The organism is Mucilaginibacter mali (genome assembly GCF_013283875.1).
GTDB lineage: Bacteria > Bacteroidota > Bacteroidia > Sphingobacteriales > Sphingobacteriaceae > Mucilaginibacter > Mucilaginibacter mali.
In genome coordinates this window covers 1131840-1147626 of sequence record NZ_CP054139.1, presented here as the reverse complement: position 1 = coordinate 1147626, position 15787 = coordinate 1131840, and the positions used below count along the sequence as shown (strand labels likewise).

Annotated in this window: 14 protein-coding genes; 4 read left to right on the top strand and 10 right to left on the bottom strand. The window is 47.0% G+C overall.

The window, feature by feature from the left end:
• Positions 1-16: 16 nt before the first annotated feature.
• Positions 17-1486: an MFS transporter gene (locus HQ865_RS04955; RefSeq protein WP_173413824.1), complete on the bottom strand. Its 1470-nt coding sequence runs from the start codon at positions 1484-1486 to the stop codon at positions 17-19.
• Between the two features lie 161 nt (positions 1487-1647).
• Between HQ865_RS04955 and HQ865_RS04950 the strand changes: the two genes are divergently transcribed.
• The 4 genes from HQ865_RS04950 to HQ865_RS04935 all read left to right on the top strand — a co-directional run bounded on the left by HQ865_RS04950 (position 1648) and on the right by HQ865_RS04935 (position 4198).
• The gene (locus HQ865_RS04950) at positions 1648-2298 is read left to right on the top strand and encodes a LysE family translocator (protein WP_173413823.1); all 651 of its coding nucleotides are present in this window, start codon (positions 1648-1650) and stop codon (positions 2296-2298) included.
• 326 nt (positions 2299-2624) lie between these two features.
• Complete coding sequence (locus HQ865_RS04945; protein WP_173413822.1) at positions 2625-3161, top strand: RNA polymerase sigma factor; 537 nt, start codon at positions 2625-2627, stop codon at positions 3159-3161.
• Positions 3142-3408 (top strand): hypothetical protein, encoded by a 267-nt coding sequence (locus HQ865_RS04940; protein ID WP_173413821.1) that lies wholly within the window; start codon positions 3142-3144, stop codon positions 3406-3408. The genes HQ865_RS04945 and HQ865_RS04940 overlap by 20 nt, the downstream gene beginning before the upstream one ends.
• A gap of 94 nt (positions 3409-3502) precedes the next feature.
• Positions 3503-4198, top strand: coding sequence for an ATP-dependent Clp protease proteolytic subunit (locus tag HQ865_RS04935; RefSeq protein WP_173413820.1), 696 nt, complete (start codon positions 3503-3505; stop codon positions 4196-4198).
• Between the two features lie 190 nt (positions 4199-4388).
• Here HQ865_RS04935 and HQ865_RS04930 read toward each other — a convergent pair whose 3' ends face one another.
• From HQ865_RS04930 to HQ865_RS04890, 9 genes are all read right to left on the bottom strand, one after another.
• Positions 4389-6296: an amidophosphoribosyltransferase gene (locus tag HQ865_RS04930; protein WP_173413819.1), complete on the bottom strand. Its 1908-nt coding sequence runs from the start codon at positions 6294-6296 to the stop codon at positions 4389-4391.
• 600 nt (positions 6297-6896) lie between these two features.
• Positions 6897-8204, bottom strand: coding sequence for an ammonium transporter (locus HQ865_RS04925; RefSeq protein WP_173413818.1), 1308 nt, complete (start codon positions 8202-8204; stop codon positions 6897-6899).
• 340 nt (positions 8205-8544) lie between these two features.
• Positions 8545-10044, bottom strand: a complete 1500-nt coding sequence (locus HQ865_RS04920) for an NADH-quinone oxidoreductase subunit N (RefSeq protein WP_173413817.1) — start codon at positions 10042-10044, stop codon at positions 8545-8547.
• The gene (locus HQ865_RS04915; RefSeq protein WP_173413816.1) at positions 10045-11655 is read right to left on the bottom strand and encodes a complex I subunit 4 family protein; all 1611 of its coding nucleotides are present in this window, start codon (positions 11653-11655) and stop codon (positions 10045-10047) included.
• A gap of 5 nt (positions 11656-11660) precedes the next feature.
• Positions 11661-13715 (bottom strand): NADH-quinone oxidoreductase subunit L, encoded by a 2055-nt coding sequence (gene nuoL / locus HQ865_RS04910; protein WP_237073747.1) that lies wholly within the window; start codon positions 13713-13715, stop codon positions 11661-11663.
• A gap of 2 nt (positions 13716-13717) precedes the next feature.
• Positions 13718-14227 (bottom strand): hypothetical protein, encoded by a 510-nt coding sequence (locus tag HQ865_RS04905; protein ID WP_173413815.1) that lies wholly within the window; start codon positions 14225-14227, stop codon positions 13718-13720.
• 3 nt (positions 14228-14230) lie between these two features.
• The gene (gene nuoK, locus HQ865_RS04900) at positions 14231-14536 is read right to left on the bottom strand and encodes an NADH-quinone oxidoreductase subunit NuoK (protein ID WP_173413814.1); all 306 of its coding nucleotides are present in this window, start codon (positions 14534-14536) and stop codon (positions 14231-14233) included.
• A complete protein-coding gene (locus tag HQ865_RS04895; protein ID WP_173413813.1) occupies positions 14533-15078 on the bottom strand; it encodes an NADH-quinone oxidoreductase subunit J family protein in 546 nt (181 codons plus the stop codon). Before HQ865_RS04895 ends, nuoK begins: the two co-directional genes overlap by 4 nt.
• Positions 15075-15656, bottom strand: a complete 582-nt coding sequence (locus tag HQ865_RS04890; RefSeq protein WP_173413812.1) for a 4Fe-4S binding protein — start codon at positions 15654-15656, stop codon at positions 15075-15077. Before HQ865_RS04890 ends, HQ865_RS04895 begins: the two co-directional genes overlap by 4 nt.
• Positions 15657-15787: the final 131 nt, after the last annotated feature.

Genomic DNA, 15787 nt, shown 5'->3' with positions numbered 1-15787 from the left:
AACTAATCTCTAAATATTAGTGCCCGCCCGATACTTCAACAGTATCAAAGTCAATACCTTGTGTTTTAAGTTCTTTTTTAGCCCTGATAGCGTAAAATGCCAGGTAAACAAAGCAGGCAACACCTACCAGGTACGAGAATTGTATACCCAGGAAATGGTCGGCCAGGTAACCTTGCAGCAAGCTGATAAAGCCACCACCCATGATCATCATGATCAGGAAGCTGGAACCCTCGTTGGTATGGCGGCCCAAACCGGTTACGGCTAAGGTATAAATACATGGCCACAGTGTAGAGCAGAACAGCCCTACACTAACAAAGGCAAATACGCTTACCATACCGGTAGTGAACATGCCGATAAATAGTGCTGCTATTGCACATCCTGAGAAGATGAGCAACTGGCGGGCCGGATTACCACGGCTCAGCAAGTCGGCAATAATTAGTACCACTACCACTGCGGCGTAAATATAAAATGGTGTAATATCGTGCTGGGCTATTTTGTTTACCGCTAAAAATACCGCGAAGGCAATGTATGGCATGATAAAACGCAGGATCTTTTTAGCACCGCCCGACAGGTCGAAGGCGCCGATAGATGCAGTCCAACGACCGATCATTAAACTGGCCCAGTATAACGAGATAAAAGGCGCGATGTTGGCCGTAGGTACATTCAGCTTTTCTTTCATATAAGCCGGCAGGTTACTGGCTGTTGAAACTTCCACCCCTACGTAAACAAATATGGCGATCATACCCAGCGATAATTGCAGGTAATTGATGGCGCTTTTACGGTCGCCCTGAAGCGGTGGGGCTACATCTGTTGGGCTGCTTACCACTTCTTCGGTAATGTTTTCAATTTTATTGGGTACCGATGAAAACTTGAAGATGATGGCCACCAATATAAAAGCCGCGCCCAGTATTAAATAAGGGAATTTCACCGCGCTGATATCGGCAACATGATCTGAACCGGCTGCCACCGAACCAAAAATGGCCCAGCTAACCAACAGCGGCCCAATGGTTGTACCAAAGTTATTGATACCGCCGGCCAGGCTTAAACGTTGCGCGCCGGTTTTAGGATCGCCCATGGCAACCGCTAAGGCGTTGGCCGCAATTTGCTGTAACGAGAAGCCCAAACCTACAATAAACAAGCCGGTGATCATAATGTAAAACGAAGCGCTTTCTGCCGCAGGGTAAAACAACAAGGTCCCCAGTGCCGAAAGCACCAAACCCGCCGCGATACCATTTTTATAACCAAAGTGGTTAAGAATATCGCCCCCGCGTGCTTTTGAAATAAAGAAGTAAATAAGCGAACCTACGGTATAAGCAAAGTAAAACGCGAACGATATCATTTGCGATTGCCATTGCTCCAGGTTTAGCTTCTCCTTAAATACAGGGATTAAAATGTCGTTACTTGCGGCTACGAAGCCCCAAAAAAAGAATACAGTGATCAACGTCAGCAATGCCGAACCATAGTTCTTGCTGTTACTTTGCGCCATAAGGTAATTTTTTAAAATTGGTGTTTAAAGGACACTAACATAAGCTAATTTTTTATTATTCATGGATATTTTTATAAATTAAAATCGAACGGGGATTTTCTTTGTTTAACATATAAAATGCATATTCGCATACTTTAAACTATCAACAAGCCTGTTAGTAAATGATAGAAGCTATAATATCGGGTATCGGGATCGGATTAGTGCTGACGTTTTTAACAGGCCCGGTTTTCTTCGCGTTAATTAAAACCAGTATCCAAAAAGGCTTCCACGCCGGTATGGCCCTGGCTTTGGGCGTTGTAACCAGCGATGTGGTTTTTGTTGGCGCTATCCTTTTCGGCTCCCAGTTTTTTGATGTAGATCCCAAAACCAAAATATATGCGGGTATAGTAGGCAGCGTTATTTTGTTTGGCATCGGCCTGCACTATATCTTTAAAAAAGCCGATGTAAACTTCAAAACCACCACTCCCAAACGTATCCGCAAAGCGGGTTTTTTCCTGAAGGGTTTCTTGATGTGTATTTTTAACCCAACTATACTTTTCCACTGGATAACCGTTATTGGTACCGCCAGTACTATTTATCATCAGGGTATCCCAAACCGCGGATTGAAACTGGCCACCATGTTCCTTACAGTGCTCATCGTGCAGTTCGGCATGGATTGCACCAAAGCCTTTTATGCCAATAAACTGCGCGAGCGCATATCCGAGAAACTGGTGCACCGCCTTAACGAGGTGGCTGGTATTGCACTTATTATTGCTTCGTTGATTTTGGTTGATAAGCTGGTGACGCACTTTGTGTTCTCGCCGATGTCGTAAGCCTGCGGCAGTGATCAGTGATTAGAGATTAGTTGATCGGTCCCGATGTTTGTGTCGTTACAAACACTACCTGCACAACCGTTCAAGATAAACCTGATCGCAGTGGAAACCCCGCAAGCGTGCGTTAGCTTGTGCCGGTGGCAAGCGCGGAGTTATAACGGAGAGCAGGAACAAACATTAATAGCAGTACAGGTATTGCTTTTCAAATTACTTCTACTAAACACAAAACCTTTCGCCTTTAACCTTTCATCTACCTCAAAAAATATTTTCACTTTCCCGGTGATACTTTGTTAATTTAACGCACTTAGTATTAAATGCACAGGCTTATGGCAGCAGATGATATTTTAGCACACAGCAATCAGCAGCTTTTTACAAATTTGTACCTGTCGGCTTTCCCCATTGTGGCAAGGTATGTAAGCCATAGGGGTGGTTCGGTTGATGAGGCCAGGGACGTTTTTCACGACGCGGTGATGATCTGGTACGAACGGCACGTTGAAGCCGTGGATGCAACACGGAATAACAAAGCTTATTTAATAGGCATAGCCAAACACCTATGGTTGAAAAGCTACCGGGAACATAGCCGCTATATCCCGCTTGATGAAGCCGGACCGACTGATTTGCCTGCGCATGATGAGCAGCAGCCTATCAGCAACAAAATACTGCACTACCTGGAAGCAACCGGGCAAAAATGCATGGACCTGCTGAAGAGTTTTTATTACGACAAGCTGCCGATGACTGATATCGCCCGCGCATTCGGCTTTTCGGGCGAGCGTTCGGCCACGGTGCAGAAGTTTAAGTGTTTGGAAAAAGTAAGGGAAACAGTTAAAAGTAAATCGCTGACGTATGAGGACTTCGTTGAATAAACTACAGGAGATAGAGCAGTACCTGATACGCGAAGGCGATATAGCCGACCGCCTGGTTTTTGAAGCCCGCACCATTGTAGATGTGGATCTGGCGGGGGAGGTTAGCCTGCAAAAGGAAACTTACGCGGTGATTAGCCAATATGGCCGTCGTAGGTTAAAAGCCGAGTTAGACGCGGTGCACCAACAGTTGTTTACGCTATCGCGATACCAAAGTTTCAGGGAAAAGATATTGGGATTATTTAAGTGATATAAGGTCTGGTCGGTTTAAGCCCTCCCTGCCACAACACAGCCCTACGCACCCCTCCCAGGGGAGGGAACTAACATACAAAACCATAAATTTTATGAATATCGATAAAAATGAATTCCGCAAATATGCGGTGGGGCATTGCCATGTCCAAAAATTCGCGGTCGACCGCTACATTGCCGGTGTGGAAACGGGCACGCCACGCATGTCGATGACGCCCTACATTACCGAAGAGCGCCCATTGAACGTTGCCCAAATGGATGTCTTCTCGCGGTTGATGGTAGATCGCATCATCTTTTTGGGTACCGCGGTAGAAGACCATATGGCCAACGTGATTCAGGCGCAATTGCTGTTCCTGCAGTCTACCGACAGCAAAAAAGATATCCAGATGTACATTAACTCGCCGGGCGGCTCGGTATATGCCGGGTTTGGGATCTATGATACCATGCAACTCATCAGTAACGATGTAGCCACCATCTGCACAGGCATGGCGGCCTCTATGGCGGCCAACCTATTGTGCGGCGGTGCGGCAGGCAAGCGCTCGGCCTTGAAGCATTCGCGCATTATGCTGCACCAACCATCAGGCGGCGCGCAGGGACCTGCATCGGATATAGAAATTACTGCCAGGCAGATACTAAAGATCCAGAAGGAACTATACACCATCGTATCCGAACACAGCGGCCGCAGCTACGAAGAAGTGCACCAGGCATCCGACCGGGATAACTGGATGACGGCACCTGAGGCGCAGGAGTTTGGGATTATTGATGAGGTGCTGGCGCGAGTGGTGGCCTAACCACCTAACCCAACGTCATCCTGAGCGATAGCGAAGGATCCCCGGTTGGCAGAGCGGAAATGCTTAGCCGACCTTCCTGTTTGGGATCCTTCGCTATCGCTCAGGATGACGAAACTTATTTAACGAAGAAAGGCGCTTGAGAGCGCCTTTCTTCGTTAATATATTTTACTCCCCCTTTAGGGGCCAGGGCCTACATATACGCCCTTTGATTCTTACCTTCCATCCAGTTTACAAAAGCGCGGTTCACAATTTTGTTGCCGCCCGGGGTTGGATAATCGCCGCTGAAGTACCAGTCGCCTAAATGATCGGGGCAAGCGGTGTGCAGGTTTTCAAGGGTTTGGTAAATCACTTTAACTTCGGCATTAGTGCCTTTAGGTGTAATGATCTGCGCAATACGGTCGGATATTTCCTGGTCGGTAAATGGCTCGTAGATAGCTTTTACGTAGTTCTGCACCTGTTCTTTGGGCAGCAGCAGGCTGTCTTTACATTTCTGGTATACGTCGGCCAGCACAGCTTCCATGCCGTTTTCCCTTAGCAAACTTACGGCTGCTTCAAAAGCTACAAACTCGCCCATACGGCTCATGTCGATGCCGTAGCAATCCGGGTAACGGATCTGCGGCGCCGATGATACGATCACGATCTTTTTAGGGCCAAGCCTGTCCAGTATCTTCAGGATGCTTTGCTTTAGTGTAGTACCACGCACAATCGAATCGTCCAAAGCCACCAGCGTATCCGTGCCATTTTTTATAACACCGTAGGTGGTGTCGTATACGTGGGCCACCATTTCGCCGCGGTCGGCATCGTTGGTAATAAACGTGCGCAGCTTCACGTCCTTTATGGCCAATTTCTCTAAGCGGGGCGCAATGGCCAACACTTCGGTCAGTTCTTCGTCGCTTATTTTATCCTCGCGGTTTAGCAGGGCATCACGTTGATACTGCTTAATATATTTATGCACCCCTTCGGCCATGCCGTAGTAAGCAACCTCGGCTGTATTGGGGATAAACGAGAACACCGTGTTCTTAACGTCATGGTCTACCGCTTCCAGTATTTGCGGGCATAACAAACGGCCCAGTTGTTTACGTTCGCGGTAAATGGCGGCGTCGCTGCCGCGCGAGAAATAGATACGTTCGAACGAGCACGATTTCTTTTCCTTTGGTTCACTAAACTGGTCTTCGGTTATACGGCCGTTCTTTTTCACAACCAGGGCATGGCCCGGTTTTATCTCGCGGATATCCTCGAAAGCTACATTAAAGGCCGTTTGTATGGCAGGGCGCTCAGAAGCAGCCACTACAATTTCATCGTTATAATAGTAATAAGCAGGGCGTATACCAACCGGATCGCGCATTACAAAGGCGTCTCCATGGCCCAGTATGCCAGCTATGGTATAACCACCATCCCAGCTCTTGGCCGATTTCTTCAGTATCTTGGCCACGTCCAGATCGTTAGCGATCATTTTGCTGATCTCCTTATTATCGTCCATGCCCTCGCGCTTGTACTGGTCGAACAAGCCTTGGTTTTCGGTATCTAAAAAGTGGCCTATTTTTTCCAGCACGGTAACGGTATCCGCTTTCTCTTTCGGATGTTGGCCCAGGTCGTATAGTTGTTGCAACAGCTCATCAACATTGGTCATGTTGAAGTTACCGGCAATTACCAGGTTACGGGTTTGCCAGTTGTTTTGGCGCAGGAAAGGGTGGCAGCTTTCTATCGAGTTTTTGCCATGGGTACCGTAACGCAGGTGGCCCAGTAAAACCTCGCCGGTGAAGCTTACGTTTTCCTTCAGCCATTCGGCATCCTGCATTTTTTCAGGCGACTCCTTTTGTATGTCGGCAAATTTCTTTTGGATGTACTCAAAAATGTCGGCTACCGCGCTTGGGGCCATGCTCCGGTGGCGGCTGATGTAGCGCTTGCCCGGTTCAATGTCCAGTTTAATGGTGGCAACACCGGCGCCATCCTGGCCACGGTTATGCTGTTTTTCCATTAAAAGGTACAGTTTGTTAATGCCGTACAGCGCTGTGCCGTACTTTTTCTGGTAGTATGATAGTGGCTTTAGCAGACGGATAAAAGCCACACCGCATTCATGCTTGATCGAATCGCTCATGATTGTTATTGAGCCCGCAAAGTTAAAATTTTCAACCTATAATCCACTATACCGATTGTCATTAAAAAGCATTAATAAACTCCTGCTTTGTGTAACATATACAATACGTGCGGTTTGCGCTGATGGTTGTGCTGTATTTGCTGAATAGTTTTGGGTATTGCTCCGGTCATTATCACCTATTCGTTATGCGAAGTAAATGTTGCCGGTTATAAAAAAGTTAACACAATGTAACATAATTTACTAATTTTTTTAAGTTAATTATTTAATTATCAACTACTTAACTTAAAAACCAGCGTAAACTATGTTACATTGCACCCATACACTCAACTAACTTATTTACAGGCATTTGTGATTTATCCGGGCGTTGCCTGCGGCCCGGGCTATCCGCTCATACTGCACAGGGCCTTAGCCACGGGCCGGTATCCGCTCTTATCCCTAACGCGGTGTTCACCAGTATGTCATTGCTGTGGAGCGGAAAGGATTGGATGCGTAAAAGGGCGACGTGGCAATCTCGTCGCGTGTAAACTTACTACGAGATTGCCGCGCTATCGCTCGCAATGACAATTTTTAATTATGTTAGTTTAGAATAATTGCAGGCACTTACAACTTCTCTCCGTGCTGCGAGATATCCAAACCAAGGGTCTCTTCCTCTTTAGTTACACGCAAAGGCTGTATCATATCGGTAACTTTCAGCAGCAACATCGAACCGAAGAACGCGAACAGTGAAACACCGATCAGCGCGCCCAGTTGCACCAGGAACAGGTGCGTTTCGCCAAAGAACAGGCCATTGCCGGTAATGTTGGCGGCATTGATGTTTTTATGGGCAAAAACGCCGGTAAGCAGCATACCCACCATACCGCCCACACCGTGGCAAGGAAAAACATCCAGTGTATCATCAATCGCGGTACGGGTGCGCCATTCAACTACCAAATTACTTACAATGGCCGATATGATACCGATAGCCAGCGAGTGCGGTACCGATACAAAGCCAGCCGCCGGGGTAATGGCTACTAAACCAACTACCGCGCCGATACAGGTACCCATGGCCGATGGCTTACGGCCGCGCACAGTATCAAAAAATATCCAGGTGATACCTGCCGCCGCCGATGCCGCCATACTGGTAGCTAAAGCTGTAACAGCCAATGGGGTAGCACCAAATGCCGAACCTGCATTAAACCCAAACCAACCAAACCATAACAGGCCGGTACCGATCATTACATAAGTGATCCGCGCCGGTGAGTGGGTGCTTTCGTTACGTTTTTTCAAATACAAGGCAGATGCCAGCGCCGCCCAGCCGGCCGACATGTGTACTACTGTTCCGCCGGCAAAGTCCAGTACGCCCAGTTTGGCCAAAAAGCCATCCGGGTGCCAGGTAGCATGCGCCAACGGCGAGAAGATAAATATCGAGAACAGGCAAAGGAAGATCACGTACGATTTAAAGTTGATCCTTTCGGCAAAGGCACCGGTGATCAGCGCCGGGGTGATGATCGCGAATTTCAACTGGTACATCGCGAACAGCAGGATCGGGATGGTTGGGGCCATGCGCCAGGTGCTGTCGCCCAGCATGCCTTTCAGCATAAAAAAGGTGCGCGGGTCGCCTATAAAGCCGCCAATACTATTACCAAAAGCCAGGCTAAAGCCAAATACCACCCACATTACGGTTACAATCACCATACAGATGATGCTTTGCAGCATGGTTGATATTACGTTTTTCTTATTCACCATCCCGCCGTAAAAGAAGGCAAGGCCGGGGGTCATAATTAAAACCAGCGCGGTGGCGGTTAGCATCCAGGCGGTATCGGCCGCGTTTATGGTTGATACTTTTGTGTTATGAACGTCAATCGACGGAAAGATAAAAGATAATACCAGGATAACCAACACCAGGCCAAAGGGGATAAAACGCTTCATTGTATATAGGCTTAATAGAATTTCATTTTCTGGGCACAAATTAGTAATATTTTTAAAAAAACTAACAAAAATTAACAATTTCTTTAAAAAAACACCAATGATGTTAAAATACTATAAAAACATCGTAATAAAGCAGAAAAAAAGGCCTTCAAAAGCCAAAAAAATCAAAAAATCATGATCTATATTTTATAAAATCTACCACATTTTGCAGATCCATCATCATATACCTGCAATTAATCATACATCAAACCCAATTATTTAAATTAAATTTGTCGCAAATAGTGGTTAAGAAAATTAAAATATCACTCCGATGGAGTTTGCCGGGAAGAAAATCCGGTTTTTAGAAATATCTTGCAATATAATCGGGGAAGATGCCGATAAAAACCAGTAAAAAAGTAATAATTGCCGACGCTATTAACAGGCTTTGGCTGGTAACAATGTATTCGTGGTTATCGTCGGACTTGCGCAGGAACAGATACAGCGGCACTTTGATATAGTAAAACAGGGCTACAACTGTAGTTAAAGCTCCTGTTGCCATTAACAACATCAGCAAAGTATTATGGCTTTGCTGGTAAGCTGTATAAACCGACTGGAACACCAATACCTTACCTATAAAACCCGCGGTTACCGGCAGCCCGGTGAGCGATATCAATACCATTACAAAGCAAACCGAGGCGGCAGGTAGTTTAAAGCCCAAACCTTTATAATCGTCTACCTTTTCGGCAGCGGTAATATTATTAAAGTACGATGCCAGCATTAGCGCGGCGATATTGGCTACAGCGTAAACCGCCAGGTAAAATACCAGCGCTTTGATCCCTTCCGCGTTAAAGGCCGCGATAGCCATCAGGGCAAAGCCGGTATGCCCTATGCTTGAATAGGCCAGTATACGCTTAACGTTTTTCTGCATCACGGCAGCAAAGTTGCCCGCTATCATGGTAATGAGCCCGATTACGGATAAAAACAACCGGAAATCGAACACCGGCAAACTACCGGGCGCCATAAACGGTGCTATTAAATGCAGCAGCATGCCAAAGGCGGCTATTTTAGGCAGGGTTGATAACCAGGCTGTAACCGGTGTGGCTGCCCCCTGGTAAACATCGGGCACCCAAAAGTGCATAGGCACGAACGAGAGTTTGAAGCCCAAACCCGCAAAAAACAATACAATTGCAAAGGCAACACTTAACCCGTTTACTTTGGCCAGTCCTAACACAAACTCAGGCGCGAAAATATCCGTACACCCGGTAAAAGCATAAAGCAGCGATATGCCATACAGCATCACCGCCGACGAAGCCGCGCCGAACAGCACGTATTTCAAGCCTGCACCCGCGCTAAAGCCCTGTTCTGATTTATAGGCCACCATCAGGTACGATGCCAGCGACACAAACTCTACCGACAGGTATATCGACAGCAGATTGACCGACATCAGCATTAAATGCAAACCCAAAATAGAAGCAATGGCAATGGCATACAGATCGGATAAACCCTTTTTGTGTGCCCGCAGTTGCTTATCCCAGGCAAAATACATGAGTAATAATATGCTTACCACATCGGTAATCAGTTTAAACAATACCGTTGTGCGGTGCAGCAGCAACATCCCGCTAAACAGCGGCCGCACTTCGGCAGCGGGCATATAATACTGGATCACATCCTGCGCTATCACAAATACCATCCCCACTACGGCTATGATCCGGCAAATTGCAGCCGCGTTGCGGGTATAAACCAGCCCGGTTATCAACACCAGCAAAAACAATGCGCTCAAATAAACTTCGGGCATAAAGAAGTGCAGGCTGCTTAGCGCGCCATCTAACTGCGATGATATGTAGGGCAACAGGTTTTGCATTTATTTGGCCATAAAATTGGTGGTAACATGCACCAGCGCCAGTACCGAATCATTTATCTTATCAAACACCAGTGATGGCATAATACCCAGGCACAGGGCCAGCAAAGCCAACGGCAGCAGGGTAATGGTTTCGCGCAGGTTCAGGTCGGTTAAGGCCAGTTTCCAGATATCGCCGCCTTTCAGCAATTCCTTACCAAAGAACATGCGTTGCAGCGTCCATAAAAAGTAAGCGGCACTTAGCAAAATACCTATCGCACCGCAAACAGCCATCCATTGTGGCAGCAGTCCGTTAAAACTATGCGACTTGAAAGCGCCCGCCAGCGAGAAAGCCTCGGCCACGAAGGCCGAAAAGCCTGGCAAACCCAGCGATGCGAAAAAGGCGATCATCACATAAACCGTATAACGTGGCATCAATGTGCTTAAACCCCTGAAATTGTATATATCCCTGTCATGCACCCGGTTGTAAACCACCCCTACCAAAAAGAACAGCATAGATGATAAAAAGCCGTGGCTCACCATTTGCATCATGGCCCCGGCAATACCTTCGGGTGTTAACGACGCGATGCCCAACAGCACAAAACCCATGTGTGATACTGACGAGTAGGCGATCAACCGCTTCAGATCGCGTTGGGCCAGCGCGTTCAGCGCGCCGTAGATGACGGAGATAATGCCTAACAAACCCAGCCAGTAGGCTGATGATATGGCCACATCCGGAAAGATGCCGGTACAGATACGGATGATACCGTAACCGCCTATTTTTAGTAACACGCCGGCCAGGATAATTGATACTGGCGTTGGCGCCTCCACGTGCGCGTCGGGCAGCCAGGTGTGCAATGGCACTACCGGCACCTTAATGGCAAAAGCAATAAATAATATGATAAAGCCCAGCGTACGGGCATGCATCCCGAACAGGGTATACTGGCTAACTACATCGAAAATGGAACCTGGGATATAGTTAGCCGGGTTCATCATAGTAACCATGTTAAAGGTGTGATTCCCCGTTACCGGATCTTTTACCGACAGGTACAAACCGATCATCACCAGCAACATAAACACCGAACCGAACAACGTATACAGGAAGAACTTAATGGCTGCGTATTCGCGCCGTACACCGCCCCACATACCAATGAGGAAGTATAGCGGCAATAGCATCAACTCGTAGAACAGGTAAAACAGGAAGAAATCCAGCGCGCAGAATACGCCGATAACGGCCATATCCAGCATCAGGAACAAAACAAAGAACCCCTTTAGGTTACTTTTGATTTCCCACGAGGCCAGCGCCGCTACCACCATCACCAGCGATGACATGAGCAGCAAGGCTACCGATACCCCATCTATCCCAATAAAATAATCTATCTGCAGTTTGGTATCGCCAAGGCTTAGGTTAATCCAGGGCAATTTCTGCACAAACTGGTACCCACCCTCGGTGTTGATGCCACCAAAGCCGGCGCCCGTTTTAAAATTACAGTAGATCCAAACCGCAAGGCACAGTTGTACCAGCGTAGCGCCAAGTGTTATATATTTAAAACTCCCCCGCCAAGCCGATGGCATCACCCAAATAACAAGGGCGAAAAGCACGGGGACAAATATCAGCAGCGTTAATATATTCATCAGGTTCAGATCAGAATTTTATAAATAAACAGGGCCAGTATTACGGCCAGCATACTAAACAGGTAATACTGCACCCGTCCGTTTTGAAAGCCACGGACAAAATTAGCTATCGCCACCACCAAAGCGGCAACACTATGCAAAAATCCGTCGACAATGTACTTATCCAGCCATTTAGCCAGCGAACCGAGCGATCGTGTTGCCCGCTCAATCAAATGGATAAAGCCGTCGATAACGTTTTTATCTATCCAAAACAAGGCGCTTCCAAGGCTCATCACCGCTTTAACAATTATGGCATTGTAAAACCTATCGATATACCATTGGTTGTACGATAGCTTGAACAGGAATGTATGCTGGGGCAACGCGGCCCTTTTTTGCGATACATAAATGCTATAAGCCCAATACACCACAAACACGCTGGCCAGGGTTACCCCTACCGGGATAATGGTATGGTACGGATTGATCCGCGATAACTGATCAACCACGGCAAGGCCTTTCAGCACCCATGCATTTTCATAAAAGAAAGGGTTGATGGAAAATACCGGGAATAAGCAGCAGATAGCCAAAAAGCCCAAAGGCAGCTTGTAAGCCCAACCGCCATCGGTAAAATGTGTTTTGATAGCCGGGTTAACCCGCTCCTGCTCAAAGTGCCCGAAGAATACCCTGAAGATGATCCGGCCAACGTAAAAGGCGGTCATTACACCGCTCACCAATGCCATCACGGGTACAATGCTGTATATCCAGCTTTTGCCGCCGGCCCATTCAAAGGCTTGTATCAGGATACCATCTTTTGAAAGGTAACCGGTTGTTAAGGGCGCGCCAATAAGCGCCAGCGCGGCAATGCTGCATACCACAAAAGTAAACGGCAACTTTTTGCGCAGGCCACCCATATACAGGATATTCTGCGGGTCGATATCCAGGTTATGCTCCTCCTTCAGGTGTTGCATCTCATGAATGATGATACCCGCCGACAGGAACAGTAAACACTTAAAAAACGCGTGCGTAACCAAATGGAACAACGATGAGGCATAAGCCCCAACTCCCATAGCCATTACCATAAAACCCAGTTGCGATATGGTTGAATAAGCCAGTATCCGCTTCAGATCGTTTTGAGTTAGGGCGATGGTAGCCGCCATAAAAGCGGTAAAGCAGCCGATAATAGCCAGCAGATCTAACTGAGCGCCATTGAAGAACGGGTAAACCCGCCCCAATAAAAATACACCCGCTGCCACCATGGTAGCAGCATGTATCAACGCCGAAACGGAGGTTGGCCCCTCCATCGCGTCGGGCAGCCAGGTATGTAGCGGGAATTGTGCAGACTTAGCCGCCACAGCTAAAATAATGCCACCGCAAGCTATCCATTGCCAAAACGGCGACATGGCGGTGTCCTGGTTCATCCAGTAGGTATCTTTTACTACCAGGCCGTTACTGCCAAACAGCACATCGATATCGAAGGTGTGGAAATGCGCATAAAGGATCATGATACCCGCCAGCAGACCGATATCGCCTATCCTGTTCATAATAAACGCCTTCTTGTTGGCTTGCACGGCCTTGTCGCGGGTATTCCAGAAACCAATAAGCAGGTACGATGAAAAACCCACCAGTTCCCAAAAAGCATAGAGCAGCACCATGTTATCGGCCACTACTAAGGCCAGCATGCTGAAACAAAAGAAGCTGAGATAGGTAAAGTAACGGCCAAAATTAGGATCTCCCTTCATATAGGCTGTGCCGTAAATATGTACCGGCAAGGCTATCACGGTAACTAACAGCAACAGCAAAGCAGAAAGATTATTAAGCAAGATACCTGCTACTACCTTAGTTTCGCCGATGGTAAACCACTGATATTGCGCATGGTAGTAACTACCGGCATTCCATACCCGGGCAAATACGGTTACCGCGCACACGCAGCTTATCAATATAGCCAGGGTAGATACCCATCCGGCTACACGGCTGCCCCTCTGTAGCAGCAGCGCGTTTATTAAAAAAGCTGCAAGCGGAGCCAATACCGCCACCAATGTGCAGCAGATGAGTTGGGGATCCGGTTGTGCTAAAGTACTTTCCAATATTATTTTTTTGTAGTGATGGCAACTTTGGCCAGTATCTTACTGCCCTCGGGCTGATCCTGTATAAAAACTACGCTCTCTATTTTATCTTTTGGGATATCATATAGCTTTCTTACCTCATTTTTATCTTTTGGCAGGGCCATATTGTTTATTATATAAATAAACTGCTTATCATCGGTGCCATGGCTGGTCAGGTAGCTTTCGTAATCGGCAGAGAAATCGCTGAACTTCTCCTGGTAACTTGATATTGCAAATTTTTTAGTAACTACGATAATAGCTCCGTTCACCCCGCTATCTCCATATAAAGCCTTTGCAGCAGCCGAATTTAATACCTGGATGTCCACCACATTTTCCGGGTTTACCTTATCAAGTTCTTGCCTGGTAATAACTTTATTATCCACTACACACAATTGATCTTTTGATGGAGTTTGAGCTGTTGCTGCTTTGCTCCCGCTTTGCGCAAACAAAAAAAGAGGTGTCATCGATAACAGGAGTACAAATAGTTTTTTCATATCTCAGTCTTTTAATTGGTCTATTTTATCTGGTTCGATGGTTTTGTACTTACGGTACACATTCAGGATGATAGCCAGCGCCACCGCTGTTGTTGCCGCCGCCAATACAATAGCAAACAGGGCAAATACCTGCCCGTTGTTATTCAGCTTATCGTATTTACCAAAGGCTACCAGGTTTAGTATCGCGGCGTTTAATATTAGTTCAATGCCGATCAATACCTGTATGGCGTTACTTTTACTGATGACCATAAACAAGCCAATACAAAACAGCACCGCGCTAATGATCAGGAAGTGGTATAAAGGTATCATTCTCCCCCCTCCTTCCGCGACAGGTGTGCCGCACCGGCCAGTACCATCATTAACAGCACCGATACCGCTTCAAAAGGCAACAGGTAGCGGGTCATTAAATTAATGCCGATGTTGCCTGTGGTGGTATCGGTTGGCAATATCACGTTATTATTTGCCGATGAGTTGGCCAGCCATTCCAGTTTATCGGGTACGGCTTTAACTATCACACACAACATCACCACAAAAAACAATACCGCTAATAAAGCCGAAGGCCAGTTCTTCAGGTTGATAAAGCTCGCTTGCTGCTTCAACCTGTCCAGCGTTTCGCGGCCCGACAGCATAAAGGCGAATAAGATCAGCACCAAAATACCACCTACGTATATCACAATTTGCGTAATGGCCACAAAATCGGCCAGGGCATAAACGTATAAGCCCGCCAACCCGAACAACGTAATAAAGAACATGAATACCGAACGTACCAAACTTTTACTAAAAGCCACATACAGGCCCGAGCCAATGGTGATCAGCGCCATTACATAAAACAAAGCGGTCGTCAGGTTCATGCCTGCCCTCCTTTATTTAACGCGGCTGCCTTGGCGGCGGCCTTTTCGGCCTGTTGCTTTTCAAGCAGGGCACGCTTTTCGGCAGCATCCTCGGGCGACATGTCAGAGAATTGATAGACCAGGTCGCTCAATTCAAATACCGTTTTATCGTACTGATTGGTCATTACAATACACTCGGTAGGGCAAACTATGGTGCACAGGCCGCAATACATACACTTGGCCATATCAATATCAAACTTAGCGGCGTAGATACGCTTAGGGCTACCATCAGATGTGGTACCGATCAGTTCGGTAGCTTTTATTTGTTCAATGGTAATGCAATCAACCGGGCAGATCTTAGCGCACAGATCGCATACAATGCAATCGTCCATTTCTACATCCAGCTGATAACGGCCCACCTCGGGTACGGGTAATTTTTGCGTTGGATACTGGATGGTATTGGTGCCCTCTTCCAGTTTTTTAAAGTAATTATCGGCAGCAACGGTTTGCACCTGGCGCTTTTTATTAGGCGCGAAGAAGTGCACAAGGGTTAATCCTAACCCTTTTATTGCTGTAGATATTACTTTTTTAGATTTCATTTTCTTGATTTCACCGATCAATACATCCTGTCATGCCGAACTTGTTTCGGCACCCCCTCACACAGGTAACTCATATGATGGGATCCTGAAACAAGTTCAGGATGACATACTTTTTCTTTATTTGCACATCT

Bases quoted from the DNA above. Each gene is read 5' to 3' on its own strand.
- HQ865_RS04905 (WP_173413815.1), bottom strand. From the start codon at position 14,227: ATGAAAAAACTATTTGTACTCCTGTTATCGATGACACCTCTTTTTTTG.
- HQ865_RS04890 (WP_173413812.1), bottom strand. From the start codon at position 15,656: ATGAAATCTAAAAAAGTAATATCTACAGCAATAAAAGGGTTAGGATTA.
- HQ865_RS04950 (WP_173413823.1), top strand. From the start codon at position 1,648: ATGATAGAAGCTATAATATCGGGTATCGGGATCGGATTAGTGCTGACG.
- HQ865_RS04940 (WP_173413821.1), top strand. From the start codon at position 3,142: ATGAGGACTTCGTTGAATAAACTACAGGAGATAGAGCAGTACCTGATA.
- HQ865_RS04955 (WP_173413824.1), bottom strand. From the start codon at position 1,486: ATGGCGCAAAGTAACAGCAAGAACTATGGTTCGGCATTGCTGACGTTG.
- HQ865_RS04915 (WP_173413816.1), bottom strand. From the start codon at position 11,655: ATGAATATATTAACGCTGCTGATATTTGTCCCCGTGCTTTTCGCCCTT.
- nuoK (WP_173413814.1), bottom strand. From the start codon at position 14,536: ATGATACCTTTATACCACTTCCTGATCATTAGCGCGGTGCTGTTTTGT.
- HQ865_RS04945 (WP_173413822.1), top strand. From the start codon at position 2,625: ATGGCAGCAGATGATATTTTAGCACACAGCAATCAGCAGCTTTTTACA.
- HQ865_RS04925 (WP_173413818.1), bottom strand. From the start codon at position 8,204: ATGAAGCGTTTTATCCCCTTTGGCCTGGTGTTGGTTATCCTGGTATTA.
- HQ865_RS04895 (WP_173413813.1), bottom strand. From the start codon at position 15,078: ATGAACCTGACGACCGCTTTGTTTTATGTAATGGCGCTGATCACCATT.
- HQ865_RS04935 (WP_173413820.1), top strand. From the start codon at position 3,503: ATGAATATCGATAAAAATGAATTCCGCAAATATGCGGTGGGGCATTGC.
- HQ865_RS04930 (WP_173413819.1), bottom strand. From the start codon at position 6,296: ATGAGCGATTCGATCAAGCATGAATGCGGTGTGGCTTTTATCCGTCTG.
- HQ865_RS04920 (WP_173413817.1), bottom strand. From the start codon at position 10,044: ATGCAAAACCTGTTGCCCTACATATCATCGCAGTTAGATGGCGCGCTA.